Annotated in this window: 19 protein-coding genes and 1 other annotated feature; of the genes, 10 read left to right on the top strand and 9 right to left on the bottom strand. The window is 40.7% G+C overall.

The features are described from left to right. Positions 1–438 precede the first annotated feature (438 nt). From EGC80_RS10445 to EGC80_RS10425, 5 genes are all read left to right on the top strand, one after another. Positions 439–2805 (top strand): phosphoketolase family protein, encoded by a 2367-nt coding sequence (locus EGC80_RS10445; protein ID WP_124012219.1) that lies wholly within the window; start codon positions 439–441, stop codon positions 2803–2805. A gap of 415 nt (positions 2806–3220) precedes the next feature. After that, on the top strand, positions 3221–4333 hold the full coding sequence (locus EGC80_RS10440) for an OmpA family protein (protein WP_164839451.1): 1113 nt from the start codon (positions 3221–3223) through the stop codon (positions 4331–4333). A gap of 295 nt (positions 4334–4628) precedes the next feature. Then, entirely contained in the window at positions 4629–5582 is a 954-nt protein-coding gene (tal, locus tag EGC80_RS10435) for a transaldolase (protein ID WP_124012221.1), read from the top strand. 15 nt (positions 5583–5597) lie between these two features. After that, positions 5598–7235: a glucose-6-phosphate isomerase gene (gene pgi, locus EGC80_RS10430; RefSeq protein ID WP_124012222.1), complete on the top strand. Its 1638-nt coding sequence runs from the start codon at positions 5598–5600 to the stop codon at positions 7233–7235. 246 nt (positions 7236–7481) lie between these two features. Further along, positions 7482–7667: a DUF3545 family protein gene (locus EGC80_RS10425; RefSeq protein WP_101034559.1), complete on the top strand. Its 186-nt coding sequence runs from the start codon at positions 7482–7484 to the stop codon at positions 7665–7667. A 134-nt stretch (positions 7668–7801) separates the two neighbouring features. Here EGC80_RS10425 and EGC80_RS10420 read toward each other — a convergent pair whose 3' ends face one another. The 4 genes from EGC80_RS10420 to thrA all read right to left on the bottom strand — a co-directional run bounded on the left by EGC80_RS10420 (position 7802) and on the right by thrA (position 13283). After that, positions 7802–8344 carry a hemerythrin domain-containing protein gene (locus EGC80_RS10420; protein WP_124012223.1) on the bottom strand — a complete coding sequence of 181 codons (543 nt, stop codon included), beginning with the start codon at positions 8342–8344 and terminating at the stop codon, positions 7802–7804. 182 nt (positions 8345–8526) lie between these two features. Next, positions 8527–9810: a threonine synthase gene (gene thrC, locus EGC80_RS10415; protein WP_124012224.1), complete on the bottom strand. Its 1284-nt coding sequence runs from the start codon at positions 9808–9810 to the stop codon at positions 8527–8529. A gap of 48 nt (positions 9811–9858) precedes the next feature. After that, positions 9859–10818: a homoserine kinase gene (thrB, locus tag EGC80_RS10410; protein ID WP_206191822.1), complete on the bottom strand. Its 960-nt coding sequence runs from the start codon at positions 10816–10818 to the stop codon at positions 9859–9861. Then, positions 10815–13283 carry a bifunctional aspartate kinase/homoserine dehydrogenase I gene (gene thrA / locus EGC80_RS10405; protein ID WP_124012225.1) on the bottom strand — a complete coding sequence of 823 codons (2469 nt, stop codon included), beginning with the start codon at positions 13281–13283 and terminating at the stop codon, positions 10815–10817. Before thrA ends, thrB begins: the two co-directional genes overlap by 4 nt. Positions 13284–14001: 718 nt before the next feature. Here thrA and slyD point away from each other — a divergent pair. After that, entirely contained in the window at positions 14002–14562 is a 561-nt protein-coding gene (gene slyD / locus EGC80_RS10400) for a peptidylprolyl isomerase (protein ID WP_124012226.1), read from the top strand. Positions 14563–14811: 249 nt separating this feature from the next. Next, positions 14812–15189 (top strand): hypothetical protein, encoded by a 378-nt coding sequence (locus EGC80_RS10395; RefSeq protein ID WP_101034554.1) that lies wholly within the window; start codon positions 14812–14814, stop codon positions 15187–15189. A 301-nt stretch (positions 15190–15490) separates the two neighbouring features. Here EGC80_RS10395 and trpR read toward each other — a convergent pair whose 3' ends face one another. Further along, entirely contained in the window at positions 15491–15769 is a 279-nt protein-coding gene (gene trpR, locus EGC80_RS10390) for a trp operon repressor (protein ID WP_101034553.1), read from the bottom strand. Positions 15770–16069: 300 nt separating this feature from the next. Between trpR and EGC80_RS10385 the strand changes: the two genes are divergently transcribed. Then, positions 16070–16519 (top strand): c-type cytochrome, encoded by a 450-nt coding sequence (locus EGC80_RS10385; protein WP_124012227.1) that lies wholly within the window; start codon positions 16070–16072, stop codon positions 16517–16519. Between the two features lie 135 nt (positions 16520–16654). On the opposite strand, the gene EGC80_RS10380 is transcribed toward EGC80_RS10385, so the two are convergent. Further along, positions 16655–17320, bottom strand: a complete 666-nt coding sequence (locus EGC80_RS10380; protein WP_124012228.1) for a cytochrome b/b6 domain-containing protein — start codon at positions 17318–17320, stop codon at positions 16655–16657. Positions 17321–17839: 519 nt separating this feature from the next. Between EGC80_RS10380 and hpf the strand changes: the two genes are divergently transcribed. Further along, entirely contained in the window at positions 17840–18193 is a 354-nt protein-coding gene (gene hpf, locus EGC80_RS10375; RefSeq protein ID WP_101034550.1) for a ribosome hibernation-promoting factor, HPF/YfiA family, read from the top strand. A 124-nt stretch (positions 18194–18317) separates the two neighbouring features. Further along, positions 18318–18439 (top strand) — a sequence feature (Phe leader region). Between the two features lie 58 nt (positions 18440–18497). Further along, positions 18498–20444: a chorismate mutase gene (locus EGC80_RS10370; RefSeq protein ID WP_124012229.1), complete on the top strand. Its 1947-nt coding sequence runs from the start codon at positions 18498–18500 to the stop codon at positions 20442–20444. 177 nt (positions 20445–20621) lie between these two features. On the opposite strand, the gene EGC80_RS10365 is transcribed toward EGC80_RS10370, so the two are convergent. The 3 genes from EGC80_RS10365 to EGC80_RS10355 all read right to left on the bottom strand — a co-directional run bounded on the left by EGC80_RS10365 (position 20622) and on the right by EGC80_RS10355 (position 23504). Further along, positions 20622–20966: a hypothetical protein gene (locus EGC80_RS10365; RefSeq protein WP_101034548.1), complete on the bottom strand. Its 345-nt coding sequence runs from the start codon at positions 20964–20966 to the stop codon at positions 20622–20624. 295 nt (positions 20967–21261) lie between these two features. Beyond that, positions 21262–22401: a bifunctional chorismate mutase/prephenate dehydrogenase gene (gene tyrA, locus EGC80_RS10360; protein ID WP_124012230.1), complete on the bottom strand. Its 1140-nt coding sequence runs from the start codon at positions 22399–22401 to the stop codon at positions 21262–21264. Positions 22402–22412: 11 nt separating this feature from the next. Continuing rightward, positions 22413–23504 (bottom strand): 3-deoxy-7-phosphoheptulonate synthase, encoded by a 1092-nt coding sequence (locus EGC80_RS10355; RefSeq protein WP_101034546.1) that lies wholly within the window; start codon positions 23502–23504, stop codon positions 22413–22415. Positions 23505–23728 lie beyond the last annotated feature (224 nt).

Raw genomic sequence — 23728 nt, 5'->3', positions numbered from 1 at the left:
CCACATAATAAAACAGAATCTATACTGTTATGAGTCTAACGATAAAAATAAACTCAAATACCTTGGCTAACTTGCCATAAAAAACCAACCTATGGCGTATAAATAGGTATTGATTATCAAGGACTGAGAATACTAAGGCCACTTGTTTGTAAGCGATATACGACTAGATGTATTTTTCTGCGCTGCAGAAAACCTTAATTGAAATGCAACAAGTGAGTTCCATCACACTTTATCATTTCTCATCTAAATGCTCTATGTTTAAAATTTCGTAAAAGTGTAGTTAAATTTCAACTAATTAACTACAAACCTCTCAAAATGCGCTCTAAAGCGAAATTCATTATTCAAAAGTTAGATAAAGGCCACGTTATTGTAACTAAATTACAAATACAGTATTCTTAAGATAGATTATTAATGCTTTTCCCTTTGAACGAGGCAACTATGACAGACTCACATGAAATAATCGCGCTGAAGAAATACGTTAGAGCAACGAACTTCCTTGCGACGTCACAAATTTACCTAAAGCAAAACGTGCTTTATAAACGCCATTTAGAGCACACAGACATTAAACCACGCCTTTTAGGCCATTGGGGCACATGCCCGGGGATCAACTTTGTTTATGCTAACGTAAACCGTCTAATCGTTAAGCACAAGCGTGAGTTTCTTTATCTTGTAGGCCCGGGACATGGTTTCCCAGCGGTGCAAGCTAACTTATTTATGGAAGGCTCATTAAGTCATTTCTATCCAGAGACCATTCCATTTACAGAAACAGGTATCGAAGATATCTGTAAAAAATTCTCCGCCGCTTACGGTTATCCATCACATGCAAACCCAGAAGCGCCAGGTCAAATATTAGAAGGTGGTGAGCTTGGCTATTCACTTTCAGTTGCTTGGGGCTCTGTATTAGATAACCCAAATCTTATTGCCGCCTGTTTAATCGGTGACGGTGAAGCAGAAACAGGTCCATTAGCTGCGTCTTGGTATGCTAACCGTTTAGTGTCACCAGAGCACAACGGTGCTGTACTGCCAATCGTGCATATTAACGGTTACAAAATATCTGGCCCTACCCGTATGGGACGTATGAGCCATGAAGAACTCGATTTAGAATTCCGTGGTCTTGGTTATCACCCAATCATCGTTGATGATGAAATGGAAACCGATATCTTTGAACAAATGACTGCGGCAATGGACTTGTCTTATGACATGATCAATGACATTCAACGCCGTGCCCGTTCTGGCGAAGATGTTGTCAAACCACGCTGGCCGGTTATTTTAATGAGAACCTCAAAAGGTTGGACGGGTACCGCTGAATATGAGGGTAAAAAACTAGAAGGTAACTGCGAATCTCACCAAGTTATTGTGAGCAATTGTGCTAAAGATAAAGGGCACCTTGAAGCACTTGATAAGTGGTTAGCGAGCTATAAGTTCGACGAACTAGTACAAACTACTGAAAGCGGTGAATTAATATTTGATAAAGACATTTTATCATTAATGCCACCAAAAGATTTATGCTGTGGTCGTCAACGTCTAAGCTACGGCGGTGAAGTGGTTCGTGCTTTAGCTAATCCAGACTTAAGTAAACTAGGTTATGGTTCAGAAACGCCTCGTGGTCAACGTGGTTTCTCAATGTTGAAAATGGGTGAGTGGATGCGTGATGCGTTCAAGCTAAACCGTGATCAACGAAACCTACGTATCTTCAGTCCTGATGAAACTTATTCTAATCAACTACAAGCTGTGTTTGAAGAAACTGACCGTTCATGGCAGTGGCCGATAGAAAGTTGGGACCAAGATATGTCTCGCGACGGCCGTGTTATTGAATTATTATCTGAAAACTTGTTGTTTGGTATGTTACATGGTTACACAGTAACGGGCCGCCATGGCATGTTCCCTACCTACGAGTCTTTCTCTCAGGTAGTGTCATCAATGGCTGACCAATACTGTAAATATGTCCATGCAAGCCAAGGGATCCATTTCCGTAAGCCAATTCCAGCATGTAACGTCGTATTATCATCGCTACTAGAGCGTCAAGATCACAACGGTTATTCTCATCAGAACCCGTCTTTCCTAGGCGCTATGTTAGAGAAGCACCCAAACATTATCTCTGCTTATTTACCATCAGATGCTAACAGCACCTTGGTCTATACCGAAAAAGCTTATGCTGACAGAGACAAATTGAATATTATTGTTGCCGGTAAAAAGTCACTACCACAGTGGTTATCACTGGATGAAGCCCGTAAGCAAGCTAAAGACGGCGTTATGGTGTGGGACTTTGCCTCTGATGAAAATCCAGATGTGGTATTAGCGGGTTGTGGCGACTATGCAACTCAAGAATGTATGGCCTCACTAGTACTCATCCGTGAGATCCTACCAAGAGTGCGTATCCGTTTTGTGAGTGTGTCAGAACTTCACAGCAGCGGTTTAGGTAATCTTAAGTTCCAAAGCAAGCCTTGGATGATGGACGAAGTGTTCACCCAAGACAAAGGCGTGGTATTTAACTACCATGGTTACCCAAATACCATCAAGAAACTGGTATTCGATTATAAAGGTAACCGTCGTTTCCGTATTAAGGGTTATGAAGAAGAAGGTTCAACGACGACTCCATTTGATATGGGCGTACGTAACGGTACCTCTCGCTACCACTTAGTTATCGATATGGCTTACAAGTTGTTCCAGCAAGGCGTGATTGATGAAACACAACATGTGACCATCACTACCGACATGTTACAACGCTTGGTAGATCACAAAAACTATATCAAAGCAAACGGTGTTGACCCAGAAGAGATCGAAAACTGGGTGTGGACTCGTTAAAACGAAGTCACTTTAGACAACAAAAATACGCCTTCAGGGCGTATTTTTGCTTTTACCATTCAAAAAAATAATTATGTTGACCGTATAAAACTAATTATGTTGACCGTATGAAACTAACGTAAAAAACATAGATAATTTTAACAATTATTATTCAATATTTTATAAATATAAACTCAATCATACTTAGTTTCTTTTTTAGCAATTTTTTCAATGAAACATCTATTTATCAACAGCGCCATTAAATTAATTATGACCAAAAATTAATCTTTCTTACTATAGATAAACCTCTCATTACCACCCATAATTGCGACGCTGACTAAAAATACAAAGAAACCCCACATTAAGCGTCAGTAATGCATAACAGTAACAACTCCGTTACATGCATTTTTGGAGTAAAATAACAATGGACGTATATATGATGAAGAACACATTAAAAGTAGTATTACTTACCTCTCTATTACCTTTTGCTGCATCTGCGGCAGAACAACTAACACCTTGGTACGTTGGTGGGGGTTTAGGCGTCAACAACTATGAACCAAATTGCGATCAAAAAACCATGAAAGTGTGTGGTGAAGATGACCCATATGCATGGGATGTATTTGGTGGATATTTATTTAACGACTATGTTGGTATCGAACTGGGTTATCGTGACCTTGGCCGTGCTGAATGGACTGATTATTCAAACAAGCGTAATGATGTTGGTGCTCGTGGTATGTCATTAGGTTTTGTTGGTTTTTACCCACTGGCAGACAAGTGGAGTTTATCTGCTGAAGCAGGTGCACTTAACTATTTAATCTCTAACAAAAAAGAATACAACACTGAATACTACAGTGATAGCGGTATTGCACCCTACTTAGGTGCTGGTATTGGTTATAACGTGACTGACAATCTAAAGTTACAAGCTAAGTACCGTCGTTATGAAAACCTTGACGAAGAAAAGTGGAATACACTGTCAATGGAAAGCAACTACTGGGGTCTTGAACTAAGTTACCGTTTTGGTACTAGCGCTCCTGCAGCCGCTCCAGTGGCAGCACCGATGGTTGTCGCAGCACCTGGTGATGCTGACAAAGATGGCGTAACAGACAACATGGACAAATGTCCGAATACCCCTTTAACCCACAAAGTTGATGCGACAGGTTGTAGTGTTTATGAATACATCACCACTAAGCATGACTTAGGCGGCATTTTGTTTGCTAACGATTCAGCGGTTATCCGTAAGGGTTCATTGGACGATTTAAATAAATTAGCCAATTTCTTAAACAAGAATCCACAACACACGGTATCGATTGAAGGCCATGCGTCTAACGTAGGTAAAGCAGCATATAACATGAAGCTTTCTGAGCGTCGTGCCGATTCAGTTGCTAAAGCGCTAAACCAAAAATACGGGATCAACACTAGCCGTATTGATTCAATTGGCTATGGTGTGACTAAACCTGTTATTCAAGGTAGTTCAGCTGAAGCTAACCGTGTAAACCGTCGTATCGAAGCTATCGTGACGGGTACCGAAAAGCGCGTAGTATTACGTTAATTTTAATATTGATACGCTATACTTTACAGTCGCTGCTCGCAGCGACTTTTTTATTTTAAGAACAACGTAAAAAACAGTGTAGCAGAGGCTATCACTGACGTTGCGATACTAGAACTGGAAGTATTAATCATATTAAGCGACCCATTCTGTCTATTTAGCAACAATACCGGCGTTAATTAAGTAAAAATTACCTAATATTTGGTAATTTTTTTACAAATAAAGTTGGAATAATCACTAAAATCGCTTCTAATAAAGGCATTGATCTATATTCATTGCTTATCGAGAGGAAATTTACATGACCAGTACACTCGCGCAACTCAAGTCATTCACTACCATCGTTGCAGATACCGGCGACATAGAGGCGATTAAGCGGTACCAGCCTCAAGACGCAACAACCAACCCATCACTTATTTTAAAAGCCTCTCAGATCCCGCAATACGCTTTTCTGATTGAGAATGCAATTGAATGGGCCAAAACGCAAAGCCACAGTATTGAACAACAAATTGAAGATGCTGGTGATAAACTAGCCGTGAATATCGGTATAGAAATTTTAAAAATAGTCCCAGGCCGTATTTCAACAGAAGTAGATGCTCGGTTATCTTTTGACAAACAACGCTCAATTGACAAAGCGCACAAGCTAATCAAATTATACCAAGAAGCCGGAATTGATAAATCACGTATTCTCATTAAACTAGCCTCCACTTGGGAAGGAATTTGCGCTGCCAAAGTACTTGAACAAGAAGGCATCAACTGCAACCTAACATTACTGTTTAGCTTTGCTCAAGCAAGAGCGTGTGCAGAAGCTGGTGCTTACCTCATTTCGCCTTTTGTTGGCCGCATTTTAGATTGGTATAAAAAAGACACCGGCCAAGATTACACCGCTGAAACGGATCCTGGTGTGGTCTCTGTAACTGAAATTTACAACTACTACAAGCAGCATGGTTATAGCACGGTTGTGATGGGTGCCAGTTTTAGAAACATAGGTGAGATTATCGAATTAGCAGGTTGTGACCGTCTAACGATTGGCCCTGCATTATTAGAAGAGTTAGCCAATACTGATGTGGAAATTAGCCGAAAATTAGTGGCGACGTCATCAACACATGCGGCTCCGACAGCATTAACTGAAGCACAATTCCGTTGGGCGTTTAATGAAGAGCCAATGGCAGTTGATAAATTAGCTGAAGGTATTCGTAACTTTGCTATCGACCAAAGTAAACTTGAAGTTATGCTAAAAATAAAATTAAGCTAGTTGGAGGCTTTACTCGTGACGACACTGACTCAAAGCACGACTTGGAAAGCGCTAAAAAACCATACAAGTCAACTTCCTCACATGCGCGAATTGTTTGCTCAAAACCCACAACGTTTTGAGCAAATGAGCGTTGCGGCTTGTGGTCTGTTTTTAGATTACTCTAAAAACCGTGTGAACGATGAAACACTTAAGCTGCTATTCTCTCTCGCTAAAGAAGCAAAACTGAGTGAAAAGATTACTGCAATGTTCAATGGCGATGTGATTAACAATACTGAACAACGCTCAGTTTTACACACAGCATTGCGCAGTAAAGCCACTCAAACAATTATTGCTGAAGGCGCGAATATCGTTCCTGAAGTGCAGCAAACATTAGCCAAAATGGCTAAATTTGTTGGCTCGGTTCAGTCTGGTGATTGGAAAGGTTATACCGGTAAAGCGATTACAGATATCGTTAGTATCGGTATTGGAGGCTCATTTCTTGGACCTAAAATTGTTTCTCAAGCGTTAAGACCCTATTGGCGAGATGGGCTTAACTGTCATTTTGTCGCTAACGTTGATGCGAGCTCTATTTGTGAAAAATTAATCCACCTCAATGCTGAAACCACATTGTTTGTGATGTCGTCAAAATCATTCGATACCCAAGAGACACTAACCAATACCCTTAGCGCTAAAGATTGGTTTTTAGCCCAAGGGGCAAGCCAACAAGATGTCGCCAAACACTTTGTGGCTGTGACATCCAATGTGGCTAAAGCAACAGAGTTTGGGATGGACGCTAACAACATATTCCCAATGTGGGATTGGGTTGGCGGACGTTACTCATTATGGTCAGCCATTGGTTTACCTATTGCTCTGCTTATCGGCATGGATAACTTTATAGCCTTGTTAGAGGGTGCTCATCAAATGGATGAGCATTTTGTTAATACGCCTATTGAGCAAAACATGCCAGTGATAATGGCGATGTTGTCGGTATTATATGGCAACTTCCATGGTGCTCAAGCACATGTCATTTTGACCTATGATCATAATCTGCGCGGACTACCTGCATATTTCCAGCAGTTAGACATGGAGAGTAATGGTAAATCAGTGACTCTGGACGGTACAGATGTTGATTACAGCACTGGCCCGGTCATTTGGGGCGGTGAAGGCACTAATGGTCAACATGCATATCATCAGTTGTTGCATCAAGGTACCGCTCTTATTCCTGCAGACTTTATCATGCCGTTGCAAAGCCATAATCCGCTCGGTAAACATCATGACCAACTTGCATCAAATTGCTTTGGCCAAACCCAAGCGTTAATGCAAGGCCGAACTTATGATGAAGCTCTTGCTGAACTCAGTAATAGTCCGTTGGACGATGCTCAAATAGCGCTTATTGCCAAGCATAAAGTAATGTCAGGTAACAAACCGAGCAATACTCTACTGATGAACAAACTAACGCCAACGACATTAGGAGCGTTAATTGCGTTGTACGAGCACAAAACGTTTGTTCAAGGCGCTATATGGCAAATCAATTCATTTGATCAGTGGGGAGTTGAATTAGGTAAACAGCTAGGCAATGACGTATTAGACCGTATTGGCGCTAAAGAAGGAGCGACACAGTTAGACTCATCAAGTAATGCGTTAATCAACCTGTATCGTCAGGGACAGCTTTAAGACTTAACACACTCGATAGGAAACTTATTTATCAAAAACACCTTTAACACTGTTGGGGGTGTTTTTTTATTGTCAGGATATATATTGAAAAATATCGTTAAAGGCTAACTAAAACATCGATATAACGCATTAAACTTTAACTATTTAGTAATGCAAATGAAACGCAAATGAAACGTAAATGTTGCACCCTATGGTTGAAATATGATATCTATTTACAGAGACATCATAATAACAAGGGAGGTTACCATGGATAGATTAGACTATGGTGGTGCGCTAGACGAAGTTGTTGAAAGACCAAGCCGTTCAAAAAGCTCGTCAAAAAAACGAAAATGGCGTGAAATTGAAGCCATTAAGGATAAACAGCGTTTACTCAAGGAATTGCAAGATATTGACGATTCATTCGATTTTGATGTCAACACATTAGTGCTTTAATTGGGTCCAATCACAATGAAAGCTTAACGATAAAATCAACAAAAAGAGCGCTTAATGCGCTCTTTTTGTTGACAAGATTTATTCAGCTTGACCATTAATGGACATCAAAGCCCTCTAGTACAAGAATAAGTGCATCATTTATTATCCGCATGTTCAATATAGTCACGTAAATCTTCAAAAATCGTTTTATCATTGTCATTAAATAATGGATCTTCAATTAACCGTTTCTGGCATAAGACGGTGATTTTTTGCCAATCACTATCGTCCAACGTCTTAATAAAATTGGGAAACACTTCTCGCTCTTCATACTGCATATGTCGTTGTTGTAGCTCAATATACTCTTGCAGATCGTTAATCAGCTTTTCACGTGAAATCACCACATCAGATAAAATCATATTCAAGCTATACACTAAAGCGCCTGATGTTTCAGCTAAACGATGATGTTCATTATACAACTGACCACAATTTGCTTGGCCAGTTTTATTACTGTAATAATCAAAAATGATATCTTCTAATGGATGATGACTGTGTTCAGCATAACCCTGCATGTACTCAACAATATCTCTAACCAGATTAAAATTTACGCCTTGACCATCGGCCAATCGAGTCAATTTATTGGAAAGAATATTCAACAAAATGGCAATATGCTTATGATCTTGCATTAAACGTTGCAACATAGTCTTCTCCCGTAATCTCTTTTACAAACGCCAATCTATAAATAATAGCCAATAACGCACTATTTACTAATCTACACTGGTATAAACCTTTTGAGGTATGACCAAGATCATAATATTGAAATATATCTACCACCTTATATCGATTAAATTGATATAAAGTGGTAGACATTTGAAAAAGTAGACTATTTCAATACAGCAAACATATGTGCTTTGAGTTGCTCAAAGTCTGCGGGTAACTGTGCTGACAAAATATCTTTTTCTACAACCGCAGCCAACTCAGGAGGCAAGGGCAAATTAATTGATAACTCACGGTCAACCACATCCTTAAACTTGGCAGGATGGGCGGTACCAAGAAAGATACCTTTTTCGTTGCCATCAAGACCGAGTGTTAATGCATGGGCTGCGATGGCCGCATGAGGTTCAGATTGATAACCTAAACGATACAGTTCTGCTAACGCCGCCGAGGTATCGTCCTCCGACAACGCTAAACCCGATACCAAAGACAATGGCCAGCCCATTTGCCCGCAGATAGCTTCAACACGAGGCCAATTACTTGGCTCAGACACATCCATCGCATTTGACATGGTTGCCACTGTTTTATGCGGTTGCCATTTTCCCTCCACAAGGTAACGCGGTACAGTGTCATTACTGTTGGTGGCAGCAATAAAGCGTTTAATCGGTAAGCCCATGGCTTTAGCAAATAAACCCGCGGTTAAGTTACCAAAGTTACCACTGGGTACTGCCATGACAATCTCATCATAGCCAGCTTGTTTGGCTTGCGCGACAGCTTCAAAGTAGTAACAAATTTGCGCCAGTAATCGGCTGATATTAATTGAATTAGCAGAGTTTAACGCTAAATCATCACGAACATCACTATCATCAAAAGCTTGTTTGACTAAATCCTGACAGGCATCAAAGTCAGCTGTTACCGCCACAGTATGAATATTTTTGCCTAAGGTGGTAAACATCTTTTCTTGCAGCTCGCTGATTTTACCTTTTGGGTATAGCACCATCACATTGACGTTATCTAGGCCATAGAAGGCATCTGCTACTGCGGCACCAGTATCACCAGATGTCGCCGTTAAAATAGTCAGTTTTTTATTTCCAGCAAGTAAATCAATGCATTGGGCCATAAACCGCGCGCCAAAATCTTTAAAGGCCAATGTTGGCCCATGGAAAAGCTCTAAACAGGCACGTTTCTCATCAACCTTGCTTAGCGGCACATCAAAGGTAAAGGCCTTATCCACTAGCTTATCAACACTTTCCTGCCCTAGCTCATCGGCTAACCAAGCGCCCAACACTTTTTTGCTACGCTCAGCAAAGGGTAGTGCCAATAATGCATCGATATCAGCCAATACAGGGATTGATGTCGGGAAAAATAGCCCGCGATCTTGGCCTAAACCAAGCTGAACAGCCTGACTGAAGTTAACTACCTGCGATGGGTGCTTTAAATTATATAATTCCATTGCGACTACCTTTTAAATTTCAATATGCATAATACCAAAGAGTGTGAGTTACACGCAGCGCGTGCCAAGCTGATCTAATTTACAAACATGAGTAAAGCCACCTGACTCAGAAATATAATGTTCCATTAACCAATCTTTGGCTTTTTCTGCTGTGGCTAAATCGTCAGTCACACTAAACAGTGTTGGGCCACTGCCAGAAATCCCTGTCGTCAGCATGCCTAATTCAGTTAACGCTGCTCGAGCATCGGTATAGCCAGGGATCGACGCCGCTCGATAAGGTTCAGCCAGGACATCTTTTAGCATTTCAATCGCCAGTGCAGCATCTTGCTGATAACTTGCGTGAACAAATGCACTTAAGTGACGACCGAAATCAATCGCAACAGATTTATCATATTGTTCAGGTAATAATGCCCGCATTTTGGCAGTAGATAATGAAATACCAGGATAAGCGACCACCCAATACCAATTATCAAAGCTAGGAATAACGGCACAGGCTTTGTCACGAGAATTAAGCATTAATTGCATGCCACCTAAGTAGCAAGGCGCCACATTGTCATAATGTACGCTACCGGATATTTTACCTTCAAACTCACCCATCAATCCTAATAAGGCTTGCTGGTCAAACGGTAGTCCAAAATATTCATTTAACGCATATAGTCCAGCAACAACTGAACTAGCACTTGAGCCTAAGCCACTGCCTACAGGAAGGTTTTTTTCCAGACAAACGGTTACCCCATCTTGTCTTTGAAGTTTATCTAAGAAAAACTCAGCACATTGATAGACGATATTGTCCTTGCCATCTGCCGGTAACTTATGTGCCCACGGACCGACTTGGCTAAAATGAACACCTTCTTCAGCGCCGCTAATCATCACCCTATCACCCAACAATGACCCATCGACTGGCGCTAATGCAGCACCCAGCAAATCAAAGCCAACGCCAACATTACCCATTGATGCAGGAGCATAAACAGTTAGCATTTTCTGACTAATATTTAACACCTGACTCATAGACCCACCTCACGGGTCCAATTTAGGGTTCTTAATACGTCAGCGAAGGCGCCAGCTGCCGTGACGTCGATGCCTGCACCGTAGCCCCTTAGCACAAAAGGAATGGGCTGATAATAGCGGCTATAAAACGCCAGCGCATTCTCGCCACCTTTTACGCTGTATAGCGGGTCGGTTGCATCAACCTCAACAATTCGGACATAACATAAGCCCGCTTCGATTTGGCCTACATAACGCAGTACTCTTCCCTCGGCTTTTGCCGCCGCAACTCGGGCAGAGATGTCAGCATCCAATGAAGGAAGGTTAGCCATAAACTGGTTTACATCGCCTGAGTCATCAAAATGAGCCGGTAATACAGACTCAACATTAATATCATCGAGTTCTAAAGGTAAACCCACTTCTCTGGCTAAAATTAACACCTTACGCGCCACATCCATACCACTGAGGTCATCTCGGGGGTCGGGCTCAGTAAAACACTTATCGCGGGCAATCGCGGTCGCTTGAGATAGGCTCATGCCTTCGTCTAACATACCAAAAATATACGATAACGACCCAGATAAAATACCATTAAACTTATGTAGCTTATCACCCGCATACATCAGTTTTTTAAGGTTATCGATAACGGGTAAACCTGCACCTACCGTCGTTTCATACAAAAATTGACGACGTTGAGTTAATGCCGTTTTACGCAATGCTTGATAGTAAGCATAATCACGAGTGTTCGACTTTTTGTTTGGCGTAACGACATGGAAACCGGCATTCATTACATCGAGATAACGGTCTGAGATTAGCTCGCTTGAAGTACAATCAACCAATACAGGATTAAGCAATTGTTGCTCTTGCCCCCACTCAAGTAGCTTAGGTAAATCATACGGTTGGCCTTTTTCGGTCAATAATAATTGCCACTCACTAAGCTCAAGACCGTCACTGTTTAACAGCATTTGACGTGAATTGGCGATACAACAAACACGAATACTAATGTGCTGCTCTTTTAACATCGCGCTTTGCTGCTTAATTTGCTCTAATAAACCCGCGCCAACATTACCACTGCCCACTAAAAAGACATCAAGATACTGTTGTACATCAAAAAAGGCTTGATGACATGCCCCAATAGCATGTTTGGTTTTTTTCTGCTGGATTACCGTTGAAATTGAGCGCTCTGATGATCCTTGCGCAATAGCAACAATATTGACACTGGCTTTAGCTAACGCAGTAAAAAACTTAGCCGCTACGCCTTTGTGGGTTTTCATGCCATCACCAATCAATGACACAATCGACAAGCCTTCACGTAACTCAATTGGTTCAAGTAATTCACTTTTAATTTCAAGTTCAAACTCTTGCTCTAAAGCCCATTTAGCTTTGCTAGCATCGAGGGTAGCCACACAAAAACTGATACTGTATTCCGATGAACTTTGAGTGATAAGAGATACCGAGATACCACTCCGAGATATGGCCGCTAAAGTACGACTTGCCATGCCAACCATGCCTTTCATACCTGGACCAGAGACATTAAACATGGTTTGGTTATCGAGATTTGAAATAGCCTTTACTTGCAAACCGGTTTTATCATCGTCATTAGACACTAGCGTGCCGGGAGCCGATGGATTGAAACTGTTTTTGATATAACAAGGAATATGATATTGAGCAATCGGTCCAATGGTTTTGGGGTGTAATACTTTCGCACCAAAATAAGATAACTCCATGGCTTCTTGATAGCTTAATTGTGACAATAATTTAGCATCTGCGACCACACGAGGGTCAGTATTGTAAACCCCATCAACGTCAGTCCAAATTTCACAACTAGAGGCATCTAAACAAGCGGCTAGCACTGCAGCTGAATAATCAGAACCATTACGCCCTAATGTCACCACTTTGCCATGAACATCGGCAGCGGTGAAACCTGGCATAACCCACACGCGATACTGATCTAAAGGCAGAACAGAAAAACGAGGTTTGCTCACGGCAATATCGACGACCGATTCCAATGGCTGTCCATGCGCTAAAAATAACGCAACTGGATCTAATTGTGCTGAAGTGATGTCTTTTGCCAGCATAACTTGTTCCATTAATGCAGCAGATAAACGTTCACCTGTGACCACTATTTCTGCGCGAACACTATCAGGGCATTCGCCCAATAATTTAATGCCGTAAAGTTTGTCTTTCCAAACTTGCATCTGCGCAGCTAATTTTTCAACCAGTAAGCCATGCTGATGAGCCGTTATAAGTGATACTGCTGCGTCAGAAAAGAGTTCGCTATACACAGTGTCAATATGGTCTAACACGGGTTGATAGTCTTGTTGTTTAACCGCTATATCGACCATTTCTAAAAGTGCATTAGTCACTGTGGCCGGAGCTGAAAGTACCGTAGCAACTGATTCTGTCGAAGCCGTGTCAGCAATAATGTCTGCTGCCATCAAAAAGCGAGGCCAATTCGCCAGCGATGTCCCACCAAATTTCATTACTTTCATGTCGCTCTCCTTGTCACTCATACTAGTGACAACATTAAATTAAAATCAAATGACTATAATTAAAAACAAAAAAGCCCGCTTCAGGTGATGAGAAGCGGGCTTGTTATGCAAATCTTTTAGGGTGAAATCAGCCCGCCCCCACTATGGTAATAGTGGTGGTTGTAATGGTAGTAATTACAACAAGCATGAGGGTAAACATTTGATGATTCTCTTTGTTTTATTAAATGTTAACGGCCGATATTATTTAATCCGATTAAATAGCTGATCCACTTCAGCTAACAGAATTGCTTTTTTTACCTAAGGTTGTCAACCCCTCCTTACGCTTTATTTACCAGTTATTTTAGAACTTGAGTTGATTTTTGAATATTCAACAGATTTAAAATGAGAATTGAGTATCAATAACCATTACCGCTATCAGCAATTAACGTTAACGTCAACGTCAATCAAGGCGCGAAAATCTATAAAGCACAATAAATACAGATGGTTGAATAACATGTAACAGTTAAGGTATTGCCGATAAATGTGTTACCAAGATGATTTAAAAGTCTTATCAACTTGTACCACAATTAAGATGAGTTAATTTCAACATCAGTACCATAAAACATGCAGCACAATACAAAATAAAAAAAGCTGTGATTCAATAAGCAAAAACTGATGTTATCCATCGCAGCCTGATAGCAAAATACGCTATCATGATCACATTACAATTGGAGGCGATATGAAAATTACAAAACATGCGGCGGTCACTATTCATTACCGTTTATCTGATGAGCAAGGTTTATTAGTTGAAAGTTCATTTGAAAGTGAGCCAATGGTTTACTTACATGGAACTGAAAATTTAATTCCTGGACTTGAATCAGTTTTAGAAGGTAAAACTGCTGGTGAAAGCATTGAGGCGAAGATCCCTGCGGAACAAGCTTATGGCGAATATCATCCTAGCTTAAAGCAAGAAGTTCCTGTCAGTGCATTTGGTGATGTCGAAGATATCGTTCCAGGTATGCGTTTTATCGCTGAAACTGAAATGGGTCAACGCCCGGTTCAAGTGACTGAAGTAAAAGACGATGTCATTGTTGTTGATGGTAATCACCCTCTAGCGGGCCAATCACTTAACTTTAGTGTTGAAGTTCTCGCTGTAAGAGAAGCCACTGCAGATGAGCTATCTCATGGACATATCCATGCTGAAGGCGGATGTGGTAGCCATGGACACGATGATGCCCATGAATCATGCGGTGAAGAAAAACCTGGCTGTGATGGCAATGGCGGCTGTGGCTGTAGTTAACTCATCGTCGGATAAATAGACAACCAAGTTGTACGTCCCATATTTAATGTCTATTTGTCAGTAGAAAGATTGAAACGTTGTAAGGCACTGCCTAGTTACTAGGCAGTGCCTTTTTGTTTAGGTTATAGTCTGAGCATAAATCATATCAACTAGTAAGATTTATTATGCTGCCGTTAGGGACAACAGAGGCAGCATAATCCTTATTAATTGACCTCTATATAAGAATTAATACATAGCGACGGAGTGCTTATGTTAATTAAACCGCTATACGAATCGCTGCCTTTCACTTACATGATTATAGGCTGCGTAAGTATTTTCCTGCTTGAGCCCAATTATGTACTGATCGCTTCTGTGGTGGTGTACTTATATGGCGCGTATATCTATACTTTACGATCAAAAAATCGCCGCACGGATCCTAAACGTAAGCGAAAATCAGGATTTATGCCTGAAACACTCTATGGATTACTGCCATTTATTTATGTATTGATAGCCGCGAGTCTTTATAATTTCTACCCAAAAAATTCCAGCACACTTTTTGCCTTGTGTTTAACCACCTATGGCGGATACCTATTCTTAAGTCGTTTAAGTTATCGTCATCACCGATTACCGCGAGGCATTAGCCAATAACCGGTTACTGTGATGACGCTTTGAAAATAGCGTCGCTTGGTAAAACAAAGGTATTAGCACCTGATAAATTAATCACTCGCGACTTAAGCTCAACTATGGGTAACTAAAGTCGATTGGTGTTGGATTGGTAGTTCGCAGCATACGATAGGCTCAAAGGGGTATGCATATCTCTTGTTGAGCCGTAGCCCATTTTTTTAAACACTACAGTATTAACCATGTTTATTGAGCTGGACCTTAAAGATGCTCTAGCATTATCGTCACTAGCAAGGTATTGCGGTAGGATTATGACTTTGCATCTTAGCTAATCCAGAATCAATTTTTTGACTAAGTTTTTTTGATTTGTCGGCATATTTTTTAAATAATTTGAACACCGTGTAATCGTTGCAATACTCACTTGATGATCTGCAGCAATTTGTCTCTGGCTCAACTCCCCTGCTAATAACGTTTGAAACACCTGCAAACGCCCAGACACCGCACTCCGCTCTTCTTCAGTTAATAATAAATGAAACAACACAGACAAATCATCTTCGTTTGCATGGGTTAATATTTTTTCTACCACTAAATTCCAATTGGCACGCATTATTTTTCTCTTTTTAGTAATGCCCAGACATTACAATTGTACCAAGGAATAACGCCGATGTGCAAAACTACTCCCGATCAACGTGTCATAAAAAATGAATAGAGCTGTTGTAAGCTGTTGATAAAACATATCACAAAGTGATAATAAAATTGTGTAGAATAGGATAAATACCCTCATAACTTAGTGTTAAAAATTTAGCTAACATTTAGTATTAGCACAGTTGCATAAGATTTAGCATAACTAAGTGGGTATTTAGTGCTAATGGAACCGGTACCATCCACAAAAAAGTGAAGGATAACGATGAAAAAAATATTACTAACCGTTGCAGTAACCGCAATGATGATCCCCGCAGTGTTTGCCAACAATTTCGAAGAAACTGCAGATGCCATTGAATATCGCCAAGCGGCTTTTGGCTTAATTGCTTATAACTTTGGTGATATGGGTGCGATGCTAAAAGGTAAAAAGCCTTTTGATGCAGCTGTATTTAGTGCTCGTGCTGATAATGTTGCAGCACTGTCTAAAATACCTCATGAAGGTTTTATTGCCGGTTCTGATAAAGGCGATACTGAAGCGCTAGCAAAAATTTGGCAAGATAAGGCCGATTTTGATAGCAAAATGACAGCATTTCAAGATAATGCCGCGGCTTTAGCCGTTGCAGCTAAAACAACTGATGAAAACAACATTAAACAAGCGTTTACTAACACAGGCAAAAGCTGTAAAGGGTGTCACGATGTCTACAAAAAAGACTAACGTGACAAGGCGCTAAGTTAGCCTGTCACTCATTTGATTGGTAAGTTTAGCTTGAGTAACCACAACTCAGTTCAATAGTAAAATGATTAACGCCCATGTATATGGGCGTTTTATTGGCTGGTAATAAAGCTGAACTTATAAGTAACTGACCACAGGTTCGAGTAATAGCCACCAAATACATGCAAAGATAACGAATACAATCACTAATGCCATCCAAGGTGAGCGTAATGTTGGTGACGTTACCTGCTTGTTGATTTGTTTATAACCACTGAACATGGCTTTAAGTATATTGTCGCCCTTAAAAACATGCACTATCACGGCAATGATATGCAGCGCAGCCAAAGCTAGAATAAGATTAAAATTGGTTTTATGTAGCCATGTTAACCACCCTGCAATATCAGACGACACAAGATACATCAATGGACCTTCGGTAAAGATTTCATCGGTGGCAAATAGCCCTGTGGTTAATTGCAGCACAAGAATGCTTAGCAACACGACCACCATATAACCACCTAATGGATTATGGCCCAGTGTCGAAGGTTTTGGTTGAGCTTTTACGTAGCTGATAACTTGCTTAGGCAAGACAACAAAATGTCTAAATTGAGAAGTTTCACTCCCAACAAGTCCCCAAATCAATCTAAATCCGATTAAGCCCATTAATACATAAGCCAATACTTGATGCCATTGCATCTCACCCACGTCAGCTGTCCACCATAAGCCACCGAGTAAAAGTACCATTGCCCAATGAAAAAAGCGTGTAGGAAAATCCCATACCTTTATTTTTTGTTGTTCTATACTCACTAATAACCTGCTTAATACTATTGTTTTGCTGGCAAATTATAAACTCATCAGTAATAAACAAAGCAAGTAGTTTACAAACTAATAGACATAATGATGATTTTGTTTCTTTATCTGACTAACGACTGGACAAATATAGGGGGGGTTACCGAGAAAGAACACAGTGAAAAGAGGAATGAAAAAAAATTCAGAGACCTTTTTGTCATGGCGGAAAAATACCACTTAGAATGTGTATCTAGTGCAGTTGTGAACAGCAATAGGCCAGACTTAACCCTTGTACTGTCGTTACCAAAATAGTAACAATGACTTTGAAGACTAATTAAGTGTTAACTTATCCATTCAAATATGAGCCTATATACACAGCATTACAAGCATATTTTAGGTCTTTTTTGTCCAAAATGTCTAAGCGATCAAATATGCATCACTCGAACGTTACAGTCGGCAAAAGTGTGACATAGATCACAATTCACATGGTTAATCTTGGTAATCTGGAGTTAAGCAAACAACAAGAAGGTTCGAAATATGCTGAAAATCACTAGCAAACAACTTGAAGTCACTGCCCTTATCCGCGAACGTATCGAAGGACGATTAGAAAAATTAAGTCGACATGATATTCATTTAATTAACCCGCACGTTATTATCACCCAAGAAAAGCAGTTGTTTAAAATAGAGGCATCAGTTGGATTACCTAGTGGAGAGTTATTCGCCCAGGCAAAAAGAGAAAACCTATACGCAGCGATTACTGCAATGGGACAAAAGCTGGAAAAACAGCTAAATCGCCTGACCCATAAACCCCAGGCTCAACGTAATGTATCATTACCAAATGACACAGAAAGCGAATTTGAGTATGTCTATAAGGAGGAAAACGCCGCTTGATATTATTTATCTTTCACCAGCGCACCTTCGGGTGCGCTTTCTTTTGTCTATAATCAGATACTTAATACCTTGATGAATAAATTTACATTGACAGTCGTCTGTCGGAGCTTTATTTTTAATCCATGAACAAACAAATACTCAGTCTTTTTATTTTCTTTTTTATTCAGCCCACCTTCGGAGGCGGATTTTCTGTGTAAAAACGAAAATGAAAATTCTAAAGCCTCCCAACTGGGAGGCTTTTTTGTCTTATTAACACTGCCGTATCTTCCAATATGTCAGTTTGTAGCGTTACATTGAGGTCAATATGCAAAAACCACCAGAGTTAAGTCAAACTCGCGAACAGATCACTGTTCTTGATAAAGCGCTGTTAGAGCTGTTATCTAAACGCCGCCAATTGAGCTTAAATGTTGCACGCAGTAAAGAAATTGATGTTAGACCGATACGAGACACGCAACGAGAAAAAGAACTGCTTGAGCGACTAGTGCAACAAGGACGTGAACAAGGTCTCGATGCTCACTTTGTCATCTCCCTTTATCAAAGCATTATTGAAGACTCAGTTTTATTTCAACAAACTTATCTTCACGGCAGAGCAAATCCTGACACTCAAAAGCAGCAATATACCGTTGCTTACTTAGGTGCGCGAGGGTCTTATTCTTTCTTAGCGGCCAGCCGTTACTGCTCTCGCCGCCAAGTAGAAATGCTTGATTTTGGTTGCCAAAGTTTTGATGACATTGTTAATGCCGTCGAATCTGGTCATGCCGATTATGGTTTTTTGCCGATCGAAAATACCTCTTCAGGATCTATCAATGAAGTGTATGACGTACTGCAACATACAACGCTATCGATTGTGGGCGAAACCACAATAGAAGTGAGTCATTGCTTGCTCACTAAGCCAGACAGCAAACTAACTGATATCAAGACTATTTACGCTCATCCGCAGCCGATCAGCCAATGCAGTCGTTACTTAAGCCAGCATCCCCATATTAAACTCGAATATTGTTCTAGTAGTGCTGAAGCCATGACTAAAGTTATCGAGGCGGACAGCAATACTGTGGCGGCCATAGGCAGTGCTGAAGGCGGAGCCTTATACCAGCTGATTGCAATTGAACAAGGTTTGGCAAACCAAAAAATTAACCAAAGTCGTTTTATCGTCGTCGCCAGAAAAGCCTCAGCGGTTCCCTCTCAGCTACCGGCAAAAACGACCTTGATTATGGCGACAGGACAAAAACCTGGAGCACTAGTGGAAGCGTTACTGGTACTGAAAGCACATAATTTAAATATGAGTAAATTAGAATCTCGCCCGATCCCTGGTACGCCATGGGAAGAAATGTTTTACCTCGATATCGATGGCAATTTAGCCACTACTGAGGTACAACAAGCGATTAAAGAGCTAGAACGCCTTACCCGTTTTATCAAAGTATTAGGCTGCTATCCATGTGAAACCGTTAAGCCGACACAATTATCGCAAGCTCAGTTGTTGATTGAACCTGGTAGTTCAAAACAAGAGCCGCTCAAACCTTTGCCAAGCAGCCAAGCAAAACATTCACGCGACTATAAATCACAAGATACTCAGTTGTTCTGCCAACATTTACAAATAGGTGCTGGACAATTTAGCGCATTGCACCAAATCAACTTACCGATTGATAATACCGAGCTGGCAACCCAAGCTAAGAACATCAAGGAATCAGGTTTTCAAGCCATTGTATTAAATGATTTGAAACAACAACTCAATGAACCACAGTTAAAACAACATGCAAAGGTCATTAAGCAAGCTGGTCTATTGTGCATAATGCAGATAGATCAAGAACAAGAATTTATTATTGCGAGTCAATTAGCAGACATGCTGATCTTAAGCGGTAAACAAATGTATAACCCAGACATGCTAACCTTAATAGGTTCAGTCAATTTACCGGTAATATTAGAACGAAACACCATGGCGAGTGTCAATGATTGGTTACAAGCAGCTGACACTGTCCTTAGCCACGGTAATCAACAACTAGGCTTGTGTGAGTCAGGCGTACGTAGTTTCACTCACCCTGAGCAGTTAAGCCTCGATTTAGCTGGACTGGTTGAAGTGAAATCTCGCAGTCATTTACCTGTTATCGTTAATACTAGTTTTAGCAGTAACCCTGCACTGATCAGTACTCATGCCATTGCCGTTAAGCAGCTAAAAGGCGATGGCATTATCATTTTGCATCAAGACCAATTGTCCCATGCTGATCTGATCCATGACTTATACCAGACAGATTAAATCAACCTCAGTTCGGGATAATAAGCGCCGATCAAAACAACGGACAAATTTGATATTGCCAACTTGAATAAACCCTTTTTATCGCTTTAGCCCATCTCTTACCCTAAGTTGAGGTTAAATCAACAAAATAAAATGCCGAGATATTATCTCGGCATTTTTTGTCCACATCATCTTTGCTTAAACAGCAATACCATCATTAAGGCTAATCCAGCCTTTAAAAATACGATAACTAAACCAGCTAACACCCAGTATATACATGGGTAAACTCAGCCATAATGGACTGATCCAATAACCCGCAATAAAAAATGGGCATAAACCAATAATACTCATGCGTTGCCAACGCAGATGGCTGCCCAGCACGGAATCTGGATTAACGTTTTTCTGGATCAAATTAAGCCAAAGACTCAATAATACGGGTACAAAAAATAATGGAAAAGCACTCATTAAACCATAAAGACAATGCCCTAAGGAATTATCTTCAACCTGTTGAATAGGTAGCATATTCGATGGCATCATCGACATGGGGTATCCTCCAAAGGTAACTAAGATTACCTATCTAACACGACGTTATTCACGCTATCGTGTAGCTAAACATAAGCTTTGTGTCATTATTTCGCAATATTTACACCCATTAATAATACTTCATTTAAGCCTAACTTACCTCAATTTAGGATAAAAGATGGGTTAAATTAATAAAAATGAGTCTCTTTAAAGTCGGCAATATCAAACATGCTATTTGTTCTACTAACAAGACACATTAACGCGTTAATAGCGGAGCAAAATGCTGTTTGATAAGCGTTTATAACCCGAGCAGAGGTTAACTACTTTTCATATCATTAACCGATTGCAACATGGTGCGACTTTCATGTTGGAACTGCGGCGCAAAATCACCAAACCATGCAGCGACACGTTGGAATTGCTCCACAAAGGCTTGCCTATTACCAGTTTGTAACATAATTAATGCATCACGATAATTGTCGAGATAATCACTTATCGCGTGTTGGCTACCAGGTTGCGCAAAAATAATATCGGCATAAAGCTCGGGATCTTGAGCAAATAAACGCCCAACCATGGCTAACTCTAAACGATAAATAGGGGAGCTAAACTGTAATAAATTATCAATATCAGCTTCTTCTTTACACAGGTTTACGCCATATACAAATGTTGAAAAGTGACGCATAGCTTGCACAAGTTGCATGGCTTTATCATGACGTTCAGCTTCAGCTTCGACAATACGGGCACCCCAAATCTCAATCTGTTGTAGCAACCATTGATATGCATCTTGATGACGGCCATGGCACACTACCACCACCTGTTTGGCCAGACTACCAACATCGGGGCCAAACATAGGATGCAAACCCACTACAGGGCCGCTATGGGCGGCTAACATTGCCGCTAAAGGGGCTTCTTTAATAGAAGTGAGATCAGCCAGAATACAATTTTCAGGCAATTGGGTTAACTTGTCGCGGATCACCTCGCAGGTCACATTAATAGGTACGGTAACAATGACCAGTCCAGCACCATCAAAAATAGCGGCGGAATCTTGCCAATCATTTTTATCAATACATTTCACTTCATAACCGGAGAGAACTAACATTTGGCTGAATAACTGCCCAAGTTTGCCCTGCCCACCCACCACCACTACATGGCCAAGATCTTGCTTAATCTGCTTAAACCCCACATCTTTCTCATTTAGGTAAGATTCACGCATAAGTCGACGCAGTATATCTTCGATTAATTGAGGCGAGATATTCATGCTTTGCGCTTCATCTCGACGTTTCGCTAACATCGATGCTTCGCGCTGTGGCGCATAGATGGGCACACCTGCCGAGTGCTTTACCGCACCAACCTGTGCCACTAAATCGAGGCGTTTACGTAATAAATGCAGTAATTGTTGATCAACGCCATCAATTAAATCACGAAGATGTTCTAAGCCTGCTGTGGTTTTTTCGTTCATGTGTTTATCCATTAACCGTTGACAACCTGCAGCGTCTCAAAACGCGTTGGTAATACTGCAGACAACTGGCTAGCGCCTTGTTTTAAAATGATTTCAGTAGTTTCCCAGTCAATGCATGCGTCAGTCACAGAAACACCATACTTAAGTTCAGCAAGGGGTTTGTCTGCACTTTGATTACCAGCATTTAGGTTACTTTCCAGCATAACACCGATAATCGATTTATTACCTGCTTCAATTTGGTTAAATACATCTTCACAAACGTTTTTTTGACGTTGATGATCTTTTGATGAATTGCCATGGCTACAATCAACAACTAAACGCGCACTGAGATTAGCTTTATGAATTTGAGCTTCGCTCACAGCAACACTGTCAGCATCATAATTAGGGGTTAAGCCACCACGTAAAATAATGTGACCGTCAGGATTACCGGCGGTTTGCAGTAACGCAACTTGACCGTCTTGATTAATCCCCATAAAGCGATGGCTACTGGCGGCTGATTTAAGTGCATTTATCGCCACTTCTAACTTACCATCGGTACCATTTTTAAAACCAACAGGCATAGACAGACCTGAAGCCATTTCACGGTGAGTTTGCGATTCTGTGGTTCTGGCGCCAATCGCAGACCACGTAATCAACTCAGATAAATACTGTGGACTGATGGGATCAAGTGCTTCGGTCGCAATAGGTAACTCTAATTCTGCAAGCCAAATCATAAGCTCACGGGCCATTCTGAGTCCTTTTTCCACATCGAATGACTCATCCATATCAGGATCATTGATTAACCCTTTCCAACCAACGGTTGTGCGCGGTTTCTCAAAATACACTCGCATTAAGATGTAAAAGTCATCGCTGAGTTCATCATGTAACTTTTTAAGTTTTAATGCATACTCTTTTGCCGCTGCAATATCGTGAATAGAACAAGGGCCTGTCACCACAAGCACACGATTATCACGTTTGTGAACAATATCCGACACTTGCTTACGCGCGTTAAGAATATATTGATAAGCATGAGTTGATAATGGAAGTTCTTGCTTTAACTCTGCAGGAGTCACTAGCACTTGCTCTGAACTAATGTGCACATTATTAATGGTATCTTGTTGCATACTTATCACTCTCTTTTGACGACTGACCAAAGGTCACTAATAGATTTATTTTTTAGGTATTGGATCGTTCAAATTGTACCTTTGTAACGCTACACCATTACACCTTAGATGCAACTATGCCTGTAGCAATGAATGAGATCAAGGCTTATTTAGCCAAAGCGTAAATAATCACTTAATCACTGATATATTAATCAAATTATTTAAGCACTAAGCTGTAGCCTAGT

The organism is Shewanella psychromarinicola, assembly GCF_003855155.1.
Taxonomy (GTDB): domain Bacteria; phylum Pseudomonadota; class Gammaproteobacteria; order Enterobacterales; family Shewanellaceae; genus Shewanella; species Shewanella psychromarinicola.
Note: the sequence above shows the minus strand (reverse complement) of the source record. Positions and strands in the feature narration are given on the sequence as shown.

Excerpts from the sequence above, each read along its gene's own strand:
- thrA (WP_124012225.1), bottom strand. The coding sequence starts at position 13,283 with ATGAAAGTAATGAAATTTGGTGGGACATCGCTGGCGAATTGGCCTCGC.
- EGC80_RS10365 (WP_101034548.1), bottom strand. The coding sequence starts at position 20,966 with ATGTCGATGATGCCATCGAATATGCTACCTATTCAACAGGTTGAAGAT.
- tal (WP_124012221.1), top strand. The coding sequence starts at position 4,629 with ATGACCAGTACACTCGCGCAACTCAAGTCATTCACTACCATCGTTGCA.
- EGC80_RS10385 (WP_124012227.1), top strand. The coding sequence starts at position 16,070 with ATGAAAAAAATATTACTAACCGTTGCAGTAACCGCAATGATGATCCCC.
- EGC80_RS10355 (WP_101034546.1), bottom strand. The coding sequence starts at position 23,504 with ATGCAACAAGATACCATTAATAATGTGCACATTAGTTCAGAGCAAGTG.
- EGC80_RS10370 (WP_124012229.1), top strand. The coding sequence starts at position 18,498 with ATGCAAAAACCACCAGAGTTAAGTCAAACTCGCGAACAGATCACTGTT.
- EGC80_RS10445 (WP_124012219.1), top strand. The coding sequence starts at position 439 with ATGACAGACTCACATGAAATAATCGCGCTGAAGAAATACGTTAGAGCA.
- thrB (WP_206191822.1), bottom strand. The coding sequence starts at position 10,818 with ATGAGTCAGGTGTTAAATATTAGTCAGAAAATGCTAACTGTTTATGCT.
- EGC80_RS10425 (WP_101034559.1), top strand. The coding sequence starts at position 7,482 with ATGGATAGATTAGACTATGGTGGTGCGCTAGACGAAGTTGTTGAAAGA.
- EGC80_RS10420 (WP_124012223.1), bottom strand. The coding sequence starts at position 8,344 with ATGTTGCAACGTTTAATGCAAGATCATAAGCATATTGCCATTTTGTTG.
- EGC80_RS10440 (WP_164839451.1), top strand. The coding sequence starts at position 3,221 with ATGATGAAGAACACATTAAAAGTAGTATTACTTACCTCTCTATTACCT.
- tyrA (WP_124012230.1), bottom strand. The coding sequence starts at position 22,401 with ATGAACGAAAAAACCACAGCAGGCTTAGAACATCTTCGTGATTTAATT.
- hpf (WP_101034550.1), top strand. The coding sequence starts at position 17,840 with ATGCTGAAAATCACTAGCAAACAACTTGAAGTCACTGCCCTTATCCGC.
- EGC80_RS10395 (WP_101034554.1), top strand. The coding sequence starts at position 14,812 with ATGTTAATTAAACCGCTATACGAATCGCTGCCTTTCACTTACATGATT.
- trpR (WP_101034553.1), bottom strand. The coding sequence starts at position 15,769 with ATGCGTGCCAATTGGAATTTAGTGGTAGAAAAAATATTAACCCATGCA.
- thrC (WP_124012224.1), bottom strand. The coding sequence starts at position 9,810 with ATGGAATTATATAATTTAAAGCACCCATCGCAGGTAGTTAACTTCAGT.
- slyD (WP_124012226.1), top strand. The coding sequence starts at position 14,002 with ATGAAAATTACAAAACATGCGGCGGTCACTATTCATTACCGTTTATCT.